Source organism: Streptomyces sp. NPDC001157, from assembly GCF_053598255.1.
Map to the genome: position 1 here is coordinate 70,943 of NZ_JBSFJW010000014.1, position 13,412 is coordinate 84,354.

At 72.9% G+C, this 13,412-nt stretch carries 4 protein-coding genes; all 4 read right to left on the reverse strand.

What is annotated here, in order from left to right; genetic code table 11:
- The 4 genes from ACWDAG_RS24400 to ACWDAG_RS24415 all read right to left on the reverse strand — a co-directional run bounded on the left by ACWDAG_RS24400 (nucleotide 1) and on the right by ACWDAG_RS24415 (nucleotide 13,390).
- The gene (locus ACWDAG_RS24400) at nucleotides 1–1,758 is read right to left on the reverse strand and encodes an acyl-CoA dehydrogenase family protein (RefSeq protein WP_450697674.1); all 1,758 of its coding nucleotides are present in this window, start codon (nucleotides 1,756–1,758) and stop codon (nucleotides 1–3) included.
- Entirely contained in the window at nucleotides 1,755–3,740 is a 1,986-nt protein-coding gene (locus ACWDAG_RS24405) for an acyl-CoA dehydrogenase family protein (protein WP_450697675.1), read from the reverse strand. The genes ACWDAG_RS24400 and ACWDAG_RS24405 overlap by 4 nt, the downstream gene beginning before the upstream one ends.
- The gene (locus ACWDAG_RS24410) at nucleotides 3,737–5,341 is read right to left on the reverse strand and encodes a PfaD family polyunsaturated fatty acid/polyketide biosynthesis protein (protein ID WP_450697676.1); all 1,605 of its coding nucleotides are present in this window, start codon (nucleotides 5,339–5,341) and stop codon (nucleotides 3,737–3,739) included. The genes ACWDAG_RS24405 and ACWDAG_RS24410 overlap by 4 nt, the downstream gene beginning before the upstream one ends.
- A gap of 132 nt (nucleotides 5,342–5,473) precedes the next feature.
- Entirely contained in the window at nucleotides 5,474–13,390 is a 7,917-nt protein-coding gene (locus ACWDAG_RS24415; protein ID WP_450697677.1) for a beta-ketoacyl synthase N-terminal-like domain-containing protein, read from the reverse strand.
- Nucleotides 13,391–13,412 lie beyond the last annotated feature (22 nt).

The following is a 13,412-nucleotide window of genomic DNA, read 5'->3' on the forward strand; positions in this document are numbered from 1 at the left end:
TCACCAACTCACCTGGAACGGACGGAAGGAGAACAGCAGCCCCTCGCGGTGGGCGGCCGCCATGACCTCGGCGACGGCGTCCACGTCCTCGGGCCCGGTCGCCCGGCGCGTGGGGTGGAAGCGCCGCAGCAGCCGCTCCAGGCAGAGCAGGAGGACGGCCGGTGAGCGCAGGGCGGGCGCGAAGCTGTTGCGTCCGCGCAGGTAGAGGTGGACGCAGGCGGCTGCCGCCGACACGGCCGCGTACTGCTTGGCGAGGTCGTACAGCTCGGCGGACTGCCCGGCCTTGCGCCCCTGTTCGGCGAGGAGCTTGGCGTGCTCGTCGGCGAGGCGGTGCACTTCGTCGGCGAGCAGCCCCGCGGTGTCGGCGCACCCGACCAGCCATGCCGCCTCACGGCCCTGCGCCTCGTCCGCCGCCCGGCGCAGTTCGGCGACGGCCGAGCGGAGGGCGAGTACGGAGTCGTCGCCGCCGCGGCTGAAGAGCTGCTGCGCGACGGGCTCGTAGGGGTCCATCGGGTGGGCGGGATCGAAGAGCCGGGTGGTGGCGGCGACCGCCTCGGCCACCGGGGCGGGCTCCTGCGCGACGGCGTTCGCGAGCAGGTTCTGCAGTTGCAGGGCGATGTTCTTGAGGTTCACCACGGTGTTGCCGTCCGCGAAGTTGGAGATCGCGAAGTCGCGCAGCACCTTCTGGAAGATGCCGTGGCGGGGATGGTCGCGCAGGTAGTAACGGGCGCCGAGGACGGTGGTCAGCCGGGAGAGGGTCTCCTCCAGCAGGGTCGGCACGAAGTACTTCACGACGGAGGACCAGATGCTGGCCTGGGCGGGGGCGAGCTGGAGCGAGCGTACGGCGCCGGTGGTCAGCGCGTCGGCGATCAGCAGCTCGGCGAAGCACTCGGCCAACTGCCTTTTCGAATACGGCACTTCGAGCACGGTCCCGCCGAAGATGACACGCCGGGAGGCGAAGTCGAGGGTGCTGCGCAGGGCGGTGTCCACGCAGCTCATGGCAATACTGGAGATCGCGATCCGCGCCAACTGACTGCTCTTCAGGGCGACTTCGAGCCCCTGACCGACCCGTCCGACGAGCGCCGAGTCGGGCACGAAGCAGTCGGTGAGCCGCACCCCGCTCATGTCGAGGCCGCGCAGGCCGTGGAGCGGCTCGTCCCGCAGGTGCTCCAGCTGCTGCGCCGGGATGCCCGCCTTCTCGACGGCGAAGACCGAGTACCCGCCCGGCCCTCCCTTCTCCGACGTACGCGCGAAGACCATGACCGTGGCGGCGACGGTGGCGTTGCCGATGGTCCACTTCTCGCCGCTCAGCAGCCAGCCACCGTCGGTGCGCCGGGCGATGGTCTCGTTCGCCAGTACGTCACTGCCGTGCCGGCGCTCGGACAGCCCCCAGGCCAGCTTCTGCCCGCCCCGGATGGCATCGGCGAAATGCTGACGTTGGGCAGGGCTGCCGGCGATCCAGACCGGCATATAGCTGAGGCTGGTCAGCACCATGGCGGTGGCGGAGGTGGGGTCCCGGCGGCCGACGAGGCGGTAGAGGTTGAAGCCGTCCTCGACATGGACGGCCCTGCCGCCGTTGGCGGCGGGGACGATCCAGTCGTACAGGCCCCATGCGGCCAGGGTGTCCACGAACTCGTGCGGGTACTCCTGGTGTTCGTCGAGGTCGAGGATGCGCGGGTACGGCATCGGGCCGCCGGCGTCCCACGGGTCGCCGAGGTACCGCTCCAGGTCCGCCATCAGCGCGGTGAGGTCGGTCATGTCGTCTCGTCCTCCTCGGGTGCCGGCCCGTCGGACAGCTGGACCGGGAACGCGGTGAACAGGAGCCGCGCGGCGTCGAGCGAGGTGAGCGCGCAGGCCGCGGGCGGCAGATCGGCAGCCGCCTGCCGGGGATCGCGCCCCTCGGCCAGGGCGAGCAGCACGGCCAGAACGGCGGTGAGCCACCCGGCCCCGGCAGGGTCCTCGCCGTACAGACCCCGGTCGGGGTGCGCACGCCATGCAAGGGCGGCCGCGGCGGCCGTGTACAGCAGGCAGCACCTGTCGGCGAGGTCGAGCAACTCGGGCGAGGCCCCGAGACCGCGGGACCGGTCGCGCTGGGCCTCTGCGGCGTCGGAGAAGGTGTCGGCGAGAGCGGTACGTATGTCACGTACGAGACCGGCGGCCCGGTCCTCGCCGCGTGCCGCGAGGTCCCGCGCGAGCTCTTCCGCCCGTGCCGCAAAACCGAGGAGTACAAGATCCTTGGGCCGCGCGGAGAGGTCGAGCGCCCCCGGATCGAGCCCGGGAACCGGCTCACCGAAGGCGAAAAGGACGTCGAGCCCGACGGGGGCCACAGACACACCCGCGCGACGCAGTGCACCACCTGCCGACGCCTCAAAGCGGTCCGCGGTACCGAACCCACCCACGGGAAGCCCGCCCACGCCGTCGGCCCCGACCGGAGGACCGGAACCGCCCGCGGGCGTGACGACCACATCGGGCTCCGGCCGCGCCGGGCCCGTGGGCACGACCGGAGAGTCGGAGCTCGCTGTGGGGAGCTCGGACGTGCCGTCTGCCTCAAGCGTGGGGGTTGCCCAGGGCGCGAACGTCGGGGCGTAGCCCGGGAGTTGTAGGGCCACCGCGCGCAGTACGCCGAACGGGCTGGTGTCGATCGACTCCACGATTGCGTTGTCGCGCTGGGCCTTGTCGACGACTGCGCCGGGGCCGTGGGCCAGGACGCCGCGGGCGCCGAGCAGGGAGCGGGAGCGGGAGACCGTGGATGCCGTCAGGCGGGTGGCCGCGCGCTTGACGATCGACGAGCACAGACCGAACGTCGCCGGTGACAGGTGGGCGTAGCGGGCGGCGGTCAGGGACACGAGGTCCGCCGCGAACAACTCCGCTGCGGCGAGGGCCAGTTCGCGGGAGCCGTGAGCGGTGTCCGCGACCCGTACCCCGCCGGTCCGCCTGCTCCGCGTGAACCTCAGGGCCACGCGCAGCGCCGTGTCCGCCGTGGCCAGGCAGGCCGCCGTACTGAGCAGCCGTACCACCTGCTGGGCCCGCATCGCGCCCGCGAGGCCACCGCCCAGTTCCCCGATCACCGCCGACTGCGGCACAGGAGTGCCGTCGAAGGTCAGGTCGGCGAAGTCGATGCCCCGCATTCCCGTGACGGGCTGCGCGGGCTGCCGCCGTGCACGGGGCATCTCGGTCGGCCCCAGCAGCACCGCCGTGAACGCGGCCGGGCCGCGCCCCGCCGTGCGGGCCACCACCACCGCGGCGTCGGCCGTGGCCCCCCGCCCGACGAGCCACTTGCTGCCGGTCAGCCGGAAACCGCCGTGCTGCACCGGATCGAGGCGGCACTCGCCCGCCAGGACATCGCTGCCCGAGCGCTCCTCGGAGAGCGCGAACGCGACCGTCCGGCCCTCCTGCACCCAGTCGGCGACGGTCTTCGCCTGCTCAGGCGTGCCCGCCGCGAGCACCGTCATCACTGCGGAGCAGGACAGCAGGGTGGCGGGCATGATCGCGGCATCGCGCCGGGCTGCCACCCGCACCAGCAGCAGCGTGTCGTCCAGGCCGCGCAGTGCGCCGCCCAGCGAAGGGGGCAGATAGGCGAGCGGGAAGTCGACGGAGTCCAGACGGGCGGCGAAGGCGTGCGGGAAGTCACCGCGGTCGTCCCGCGCGACCGCGGCTCCGAAGCCGTAGACGTTGTCCGCCCGCCAGGGGTCGCCGAGCAGTTCGTCGAGGAGTGCCGCGGCGGCGAAAAGGGCCGTCATGGCCGTACCTCCAGGGCCGGGTCGGGCTGCGGCACCGGGTAGTCGGCGATCGCCGGTGAGAGCGCGAGGCCGGCGGCCCGCAGCATGGACAGGCGCTGGTGGAAGGCGGCACCGGTCATGATGTGGCGGGCGACGTCGGCGACACGGCGGTTCTGCGGGGCGGCGAGGTACGTGCCCCGCACCCAGGAGTTGAAGCTGCCCATCGCGGGCCCGCACCAGATCTGGTAGTCGACCGCGCGGTCCGCCTCCCCCGTCTTGGCCCAGCGCGAGGCCATGCCCAGATACCAGCGGAAGATCAGCGCGGCCCGCCGTTTGGGGCTGGCGACGGCGCGGGCGAGCTGGTCGGGGTCGCGGCGCTCGAAGTAGGCGACGGTCTCGGCCCAGACGTCCTCCAGGGGCCGCCGGAACAGTTGCTTCTCGATACGGGCGCGGGCCGCGGCCGGGATGGCGTCGATGCCGTCGTGGTCGCGGTAGAGCTCGTAGAGGAGCCGGGCCCGCATCGGGAAGAGCGTGCCGCGCTTGAGGACCTGCAGTTCCACGCCCATCTCGAACATGTCCGCCGCGGGCGCCATCTCGAAGTCCGCGAGGTCGGCCTGCGCCAGCATCTCCTTGACCTGTACGGAGGTGCCGGCTTCGATGCAGGACTGGTTGACGGAACCGGTGACGACGTAGTCGGCGCCCATGGCGAAGGCCGCCCAGGCCGCCTCGGGCGTGCCGATGCCGCCTGCAGCCCCCACCCGGATCCGCACCGGATATCCCAACTCCCGTATCAATCCGTCCCGTTGACGGATGATCACCGGCAGCTGCGCGGGCAGCGGGCGCCGGTCGGTGTGTCCGCCGGAGTCGGCCTCCACGGTGATGTCGTCGGCGAGCGGCACCCGTTCGGCGAGCCGCGCCTGCTCCGCGCTGATCGCGCCCTCGTCGAGCAGTGCCCGCACCATCGGCTCGGGCGCGGGCCGCATGAACAGCTCCGCCAGTTCCGTACGGGAGATCTTGGCGATCACCTTGTTCTCGGCGACGACCCCGTGCGGTCCGCCGGCCCGCAGCCCGGCCAGCCGGTAGCGCACGATGTGCGGGGTGAGCGCCAGGAACGCGGACGCCTCCACGCACGGCACCCGGTGCTTCAGATACAGGTCGACGGCGGTGCGCTCCAGCCGCTCCTCGCTGGGGCTGTGGATGAGATTGCAGGCGTACGGAAGCCCGGGGATCTCGTCCGCGAAGCGCACCAGCGCCTTCTCGACCGCCTCGGGCAGCAGGCCGGCCGCGCCGTAGGAGCCGAGGTAGCCGGCCCGGGCCATGGCGATCACCAGGTCGGCGGAGGCGATGCCGTTCGCCATGGCGCCGCTCATGTACGCCTCTCGCACGCCGTACGCCTCCAGGAAGGCGGCGCCGCCCAGGCGTTCGGGGCCGAGGGGCGGCACGGCGGCGACGATCTCGTGCTCTCCGTCGGGCCGGATGCCGCCTCCTGCGGCGGCACCGAGGCCGTACGGGCCCCGCAAGATGTAGACGGGCTCGTCGAGGCGCATCAGCGCTTCCTGGATGCCGGTTTCGCCGACCGCGGGTGCGACGGGTCCGCTCCAGCGCGGCTGCATCGTGCTCATCAGTGCTTCTCCTCGTGGCGTGGTGCGCGATGTGCCGTCGATCGACTGCGGCACCGTCGTGGCTGGTCGCGCCCCGCGGCGGAGCCGCAAATCGATGCAGCCCCGCGCCCCTTCAGGGCGCTGCCGAACCGCCTAGTCGTGGTGGATCTCGATGGCGAGGTCGCCCAGTCGGTAGATACGCAGGGTCGACTTCCAGACGTGGGCGTCGCCGATGAGGACGATCCGGCCCGGTTCTCGCCGGATCGCCTTGATATGCACGTCGAACTCCATGTCGGGGTCGGTGCGCAGGATCTGGCCCCGGTACGACCAGGTCGTGTCGATGCCCGTGGCGAGTGCGAAGCGCGGGTTGCGCAGTCCCTCGGTGAGGCCGGTCTCGACGGCGTACGCCTGCATGCCCTGCAGCAGTGCCTCGACGCCCAGGGAGCCGGGCATCACCGGGTCGCGGTGGAAGTGGCAGGAGAAGTACCACTCGTCGGGCCGGATGGAGCGGTGCCCGCGCACGTATCCCTGGCCGTGTTCGCCGCCGCCGGGCAGGAGGTCGACCCATTCGACGAGGTCGAGGTGGCCGTCGGCCAGTCGCGGTCCGCGGCGCGCGGACTCGGCGGCCCGGAAGTCGCGCAGGTCGATACGGCGGGTGCCGGGCGGCCTGGCCGGCTGCGTGTCCAGCCACGGCAGCACATGCTGCCCCTTGTCGAGGCCGATCTGGTGGGCGAGTGCCTTCTCGTTGAAGTAGCCGAAGAGGGACTCGCCGGTGTAGAAGACCTCGCCCTCGCAGGAGAGTTCGTAGGAGAAGTTCTGCAGGATCGAGCCGGGCATACGGTCGCTGGACATCAGGGTCGAGCGGTGCCGGACGGTCTTGCCGCGCAGGTCGATGTCCTTGACGAGGGTGGCGTGGCCGTCGAGGTTGCGGATGCTGAACTGCTCCTCGGGGAAGGGCAGAGTGGCGCCCAGGTAGTAGCCGAGGAGGATGGCCGCCTGGAGGCTGGACTCCATGTAGACGCAGTTGGGCATGTACGGATGGCCGTTGTCGGCGTAGTACCAGGCGTCCTCGGGCGCGTCGTACTCGGTCACCATCACCGCACCGCGCTTGAGCGTGCCGCGCGTCCCTTCGAGTTTCATCACCCGGTCGACGAACAGGAAGTCGCCGTTGGGGATGTACGGTGCCCTGCTGTCGGCGTAGATCTCGAACTCGGGGCCCATCGCGACGGCCAGGTCGCCCTTGGCGGCGTGCGCCATGTGGAACTCGTTGAGCAGCGCGGGTTCACCGGTGGCCGGGGAGAGCCGGCCGAGGAAGTGCGGGACGGTGCCGGCGGTCTCCGGGCGGTAGGGCGTGCCGGGTTTCTCGCGCAGGCGGATGCCGAGTCCGGTGACGCTGATCGACGGGGTTCCGTCGCGCAGGACGACCACGTCGGCGACGAGCGACGGCCGCGGCAGCAGGGTCAGCTCGGTGATGTCGATCCGGTATTCGATCCGGGCGTTGCGCGGGGTGATCTGCCCGCGCACCTTCACCTCGGTCCGCAGGTCCGGCACGGGCTGGAAGCGGGCGTCGGGGAGGGTGAGGTGCAGGCCGAGGGAGAGGGCGTAGGTCTCGAGGAGCTGTACGGCTCCTTCGGCGACGAGTGAACCGGCGAGCACGGGGTCGTCGGGGAAGTGGCTGGTGAAGTACCAGGCTTCGGGAGCGAGTTCCTTGACGGCCTCGATCCGGCCGAGGCCGTGGCTGCCGCCCTTGCGGTCGAGGACCGTGACCTCGTCCGCCATCAGCAGCGGCCGGGTGGGCAGCCGAAGCGAGGTGTTGCAGCCGGGGGGCTGCCGGTGGCCGGGCCCGAAGACCTCGGCGATACGGCCTTCGGCGAGGGCGTCGAGGTCGGCGGAGGTGAGCGAGGTGCGGTGGGTGGTGGCGAGGGGTTTGAAGGCTGTACGCCCAGGGTCCGCAGTCACCTTGAGACCCGGGGCCACCCGGCCCTGCACCAGGCCCGGCGAACTCTCCAGCTCCTCGTCCGTGAAGAAGCCCGCGCAGGCGTTGTTCAGCTTGAGGATGAGCTCGCCGTCGGCGTAGCAGTCGTAGTGGAAGAAGAAGAGCAGGGTGTCGCCCTGGCGGACGAACTGGTCGATCCAGATGTCGTAGCGCAGGGTCTGCCCGGTGCGCGGCAGGTCCCCCAGGAAGCTGAGGCTGCTGTCGAGGAGGCGGTAGACGCGCTGGCCGCGGTTGGTGAAGTCCGCGCCGAGGTAGCTGATGAGCAGGAGGTCGCACTGGCCGGCCTCGATGGTGACGGCGGGCGGGACCTGGCCGTCGACGGCGTACCAGGCGTCCTCGGGTACGTCGTACTCGGTGCGGATGAAGGACGGCTTGAACTCCCCTGGTTCCGCGTCGAGTCGGGTGACGCGGGTGGCGAAGAGGTAGGGCGGGGCGGGGAGCCGTACGCGACGGTCGTAGCCGTCGATCCGGGTGAAGCGGGGGCCGAAGACGTTGCCGACCTTGCCCACGGCGAACTCTAGGAGGTCGTGTTCGTCCCAGACGACACCCTCGGGTTTCGGCGGGCGCGGAGTGGCTGTCGGCTCCGCCTGGACGGACGCCGAGGCGGACAGCACCGCGGTGAGTTCCTCCCGCAACTCCCGCTGGGCTTCCAGTACTTCCTGGTGCGCCTCCAGGATCTCGGCACGCAGACTGCGTACGAGGGTCAGGGTGACCGCGTGATCGTCCGGCTTTCGGGGCTTCTCCGGTACGGGCAGGGGGGCGCCGAAGATGGCCGGACGGGGCGGCACATCGGCACGCTCGGCCTGCGGCGGAACGACCGGCGCCGAAACCGCGTCGGCGGGGAGCATCGTGATCGGTTCCCGCTCCAGCGAGAGCGCGGGTACGGGCGGACCGTCGGGGCGGGTCGGCATCGCGGTGTCCCATTCCGTGGCGTGGAATGCCGTGACAGGCAGTTCCGGGGCTTGGTCGGGGGCCCCGGCGGTCACCGGGACGGGGGGTGACGCACCGAGCGGCGCGACGGCGGTCACTGCGGGCACGGGGTCCGGCAGGGGCGAGACGGCCGGCGAGTCCGGGGCGGCGGCTGCGGGCCCCGGCACCGGGGCACCACCGACCGGCACCGACGGCACGGTACGGCCTTGCGGCACCGCTTCCCTGCCCGACGCGGGCGCCACCGGCAGGGGGGCGCCGGCGGGTGGGGCGGTCGCCGCGGCCGGGGCAGCGGCTGTGGACCCCGGCACGGGTGCGCCGACCGGCATCGACGAGACGGCAGGGTCCTGCGGCACGGCGCCCCTGCCAGTCACGGCCGCCACCGACGCGGGGGCGCCGGCGGGCGCCGGGGAAACGGCTGCTGCGGCCGCGGGCGACCCTGCGGCCACCGGCACGGCACCGCCCTGCGGTGGGGCTTCCCTGCCCGACGCGGGCGCCACCGGCACGGAGGCGCGGGCGGGCGCAGGGGCGGGGGAAACGGTCGCCGAGTCCGGGGCCGCCCCTGCGGGCCGCGGCACGAAGGCACCACCGACCGGCGCCGACGGCACGGCACCGCCCTGTGGCACGGCTTTCCTGCCTGTCACGGCCGCCACCGGCACGGGTGCTCCGGGGGGCGCCGGGGAAACGGCCGCCGCGGCCGCGGGCGACCCTGCTGCCGCCAGCACCGACGGCACGGCACGGTCCTGCAGTGGGGCGGGGTGGTTCTGCCGTTCGGCTCCCGGAAGAGGTGCGGTCCGCGGATCGGCTTCACCTGCCGGCACGTTCATCGGCGCCGCAGCATGTTCTTCCCGCTCGGCTCCGCCCATGACGGCGGCGGGCGCCGGCCGGTGGGGCGCCCGCCGTACCGCTTCCAGCACCGGCGCAGCCGCCTCCTTCACCAGCGGTGCCACCGGGGTGCCGCCCACCGTGAAGGTGCGCAGGCCCGGCGCGCGCCGGTGTGCTGACGTGCGGGGGCGGAAGGGGGTCAGGTCGACCGGGACGCCGTGGGTGGCGAGGCGGGCGACGAGGCGGGCCGTGTCCGTTGCGCCGCGGGCTCCCCGGCGGTCGACGGGGACCGAGAGGTGCGGGTCGTCGCCGAGGGTCTCGTGGATCCAGCGGGTGCAGGTGCTGGACGGGCCGACCTCGATGAAGCAACGGAAGCCGTCCTCGTAGGCCCGCCGTATCAGGCGGGGGAAGTCGACGGTCTCGCGGAGTGTGACGGCGATGTTGTGGGCGACGACGTCCTGGTCGAGGGCGCCGACGGGGGCGTAGTGGCGGCTGCTGTAGAGGACCAGGTCGCCCACGTCGCCGGTCGGGTAGCGGTTCAGGTCGGCGAGTTCCGACAGGACGCCGTCCACCACCGGGCAGTGCATGACGTGGTTGGCGGGAGAGCGTGCGCTCTGGCAGCCCAAGTCGTCGATCAGGTCGCGGCATTGGGCGGGGTCGCCCGCGACGACCACCTCCGTCGGCGTGTTGACGTGGGTGATGAAGACGCGGTCGTGGCGCTGTACGGCGGCGCGGACGGATTCCGCGGGCGCCAGCAGTACATGCGTCGCCCACACCTGCTGGTCCGGCACCTCGTCCGCGATGCCCCACAGCTCCCGCACCGTCTTCTTCGGGCCGCGCAGCCGGTCGACGAAGAGCGGCGAGGCGTCGATCTTCGTCGTGGCGCGGGCCTCCTTGATCCAGCCGCCGGTCGCGAACAGCATGCTGCTCTCGCCGAGGCTGTAGCCGAACGCCCCGTGCACCGGCACCCCCAGCACCTCGCGCACCAGGTCGGTGGAGAGGAGCGCGTAGCTGGTGCCTACGGCCAGCATCAGCGGGATGTCCTCGATCAACTCCGCCTCACGGGCCATCAGTTCACGCCGGTCGAGGGGCGCGAGCGCACGCGGGTACAGCGCCGCCGAGCGCAGCATCTCCGCGGGCAGTTCGGCCTGTGTCTCGAAGCGGGGCAGGAGGCCGGGGAAGGCGCGGAAGAGCGAACGCCCGAGGCCGAGGTACGAGTTGAAGGCGCCAGGGTAGACGAGCGCCGTCTTGGTGCCCGGCCCGCCCGCCGGGCGGGCGGCGAAGCAGCTGCCGGACGGCGAGGTCCACTCGCCGCCCGCCCGGTACACCCCGGGCAGGTCCTTGACCGCCTGGTCCAACTGCCGTACGAGCCCTGCCGGATCGTCGGCGACGAGTACGGCCTTGAGCGCGGCGGGCCGGTCCTCGCCGAGCCCTGCCGCCCAGTCGCCGCCGCCCTCGACGGCCTCGCGCAGTTCGCCCAGCCTCCGCATGAGGGTGTCGATGTCGTCGGCGCCGACCGGTACGACGAGGCTGCCGCCGGAGCGCACCCAGTCGGTCGCCGCCACCTCGCCGCGCGTCTGCGCACCGCCGAGCACCACATGGGCGTGGCTGCCCGCGCTGCCGACGACGCTGACACCGGCCGTACGACGGCCCTCGCGCCGTTCGCGCAGCCAGGGCCGCGAGTCACCGGCGAGGAAGAACGCGGAGCCGGCCAGGCGGGTGCCGTCGAGGCCTTCGGGTGCGACGGGCTGGTAGGCGTAGTGCAGGCACAGCGCCGCCCGGATGACGGAGGCGAGCGCGGAGGCACAACCGGTGTCCCCCACCGCGGAGTCGACCGCGCTGACCGCGGTCCGCAGCGTCCCGCCGGCCCGCTCGGCCGACCACACGCGGGTGAGCCCTTCCAGCGTGCCGTCCTGCGCGGCCCCTGCCTCGACGAGTTCGACGTCGGCCGGTGTCACTCCGGCGGTGGCGAGGGCCTCCTCGGCCGCGGCGGCGACGAGGTCCGGCGCGGGCCGCGGGTCGAGGGTCGGCGAGTGGTGGACGGCCACGGCGTCGACGGTCGCGTACACCGTGCGCTCCGGCGGGACGGAACCGGGCCGGGTCACGACGACCGCACCGGCTCCGTCACCGAGCACGCTCCCGGGTGCCAGCAGTTCCCGGGCCCGTGTGGACTCCGGACCGGCCGCCAGGTCGACCGCTCCGACCAGCACCGCCTCGATGCTCGGGTCGAGCAGCAGCAGCCGGGCCGTGTCGAGGGCGTCGACAGCGACCGCGCTGTCGGAGGAGACGGTGAACGAAGGGCCGGTGAGGTTCCACAGGGAGGAGATCCGCGCGGCCATGATGTTGCCGATGTAGCTGAGGACCTCGTTGGCCTCGATGGAGTCGTGGATGCCGTCCCGGGCGGCCCGGGTGAGCGCGGCCAGCTGCTCGTCCGTGGGGTCGAGTCCGGCCGCCGCGCACCAGGCGGCGAGCTTGCGCCCGAGGGCGTAACGGGCACCGTGCCCCTCGGCGCTCGGCTCCATCTCCATGCCGAGGACGACGGCCACCCGCCGCGCCCCGGCCCCGTCCTTGCCCCCGGGGGCGGGACGCTCGTACCCCGCGTCCTTCAGGGCCTCCTCCGCGACCCGCATCATCAGCAGGTGCTGCTGGTTGAAGTGGCCGAGGTCCTTGGGCGGGATGCGGTACGAGGTGGCGTCCACCTCGAACTCGTCGAGGTACGCGGCCCGCGGCGCCCCGCCGTCGCCGAGCGTCTCGAAGCCGCGCCACCGGTGGGGCGGCAACTCCCGTACGGCACCCGTGCCTTCGTATCCCGCCCGCTCGAACTCGTCGAGCGTGGTGAAGGAACCGAAGTGCGCGCCCATGCCGATGACGGCGAGTGACTGCGGTGTCCGCCGCTCGGTGCCGTCGTCCGCTGCGTCCGTCTCGGGTCCGGACAGGACGACGTGCGCGTTGGTGCCGCCGAAGCCGAAGGCCGAGACGGCGGCCCGGCGTACGCCCTCGGCGGCGGGCCAGGGCGTGGGTTCCCGTACGACACGGTCCGCGACCGTGCCCGGCAGCGGCTGCTGCACGCCGACGGTGGGCGGGATGACGCCGTGTCCGAGCGCGAGAACGACCTTGACCAGGCTGCTCATGCCGGCCGCGGTCAGCAGGTGCCCGATGTTGCCCTTGACCGATCCGAGCAGCGGGGTGCGCCCGAAGTACCGTTCCACACCGTCGAGTTCGGTGCGGTCGCCCAGCGGGGTGCCGGTGGCGTGGCACTCGACGTACTGGATGTCCTGCGGTCCGATACCGGCGTCCCGGTGCGCGAGTTCGTACGCGGTGAGCTGGCCGCCGACGTTCGGGGCGAGCAGGTGCTTGCCGGGGCCGTCGTTGCCGAGGGCGACGGCGTCGACCACCGCGTACACGCGGTCCCCGTCGCGCCGGGCGTCGGCGAGCCGCTTGAGGGCGACCATGGCCGCGCCCTGCCCCGTGATGATGCCCTTCGAACGGGCGTCGAAGGGCTGGCTGAAGCCGTCCGGCGGATAGGCGTGCAGGTCGGAGAAGGACAGATGGATGACGGTCGGGTCGGGCGCGCAGACCCCGCCGGCCAGCATCACGTCGGCTTGCCCGGTGGCGAGTCGGTCGCAGGCGAGCCTGAGGGCGTACAGCGCGGAGGAACAGGCCGCGTCGAGGGTGTGGCGGGGGCCGTCGAGGCCGAGGGCGGCGGCGACCACATGGGCGGGGAACCCGCCGGGCCAGAGGTTGTGGGCCTCGGCCCTGGCAGCCGGCGACCCCGGTGCCGGACCGGTGCCCCGGTCACGGGCCGGGCTGCCGTCCGCCGCACCGGACGGCAGCCCGGCCGCGGGGAAGCCGGCCGCCGCGAGGCCCTCGGAGACCGCGGCGTCCCACAGCTTCCCCGCTGTTCGGCCGGAGGCCGGGGTGGGGAACGGGTAGTTCCCGAACACCACCCCGGTCCTCCGGCCGGCCGCCCGGCCGTCCGCGGCAGCGGGGGATACACCCGCGTCGGCCAGGGCGTCCCCGGCCACCCGGAGCGCCCAGTGGAACGAGCGGTCCAGGCCGGCCAGGTAGTCGGCGGGCAACAGGTACCGGGAGAGGTCGAGCTCCCCCGCGGCCTCTAGGAATCCACCGCGCGTGCAGTAGATGCGGTGCCGGTCCCGCGCGTCCTCGGGACCCGTCTCCTCGGCGAGCGGGTCATGCCCGAAGATCCGCTCACCGCCCTCGGTCCGCGAGTCGACCGCGCCCATCAGGTTTTTCCAGTAGGCGTCGGGCGTGGCCGCCCCCGGGAAGAGGCAGGACAGTCCGACGATCGCGTACTTGCCCATGACGGATCAGCCTCCGAGCCTC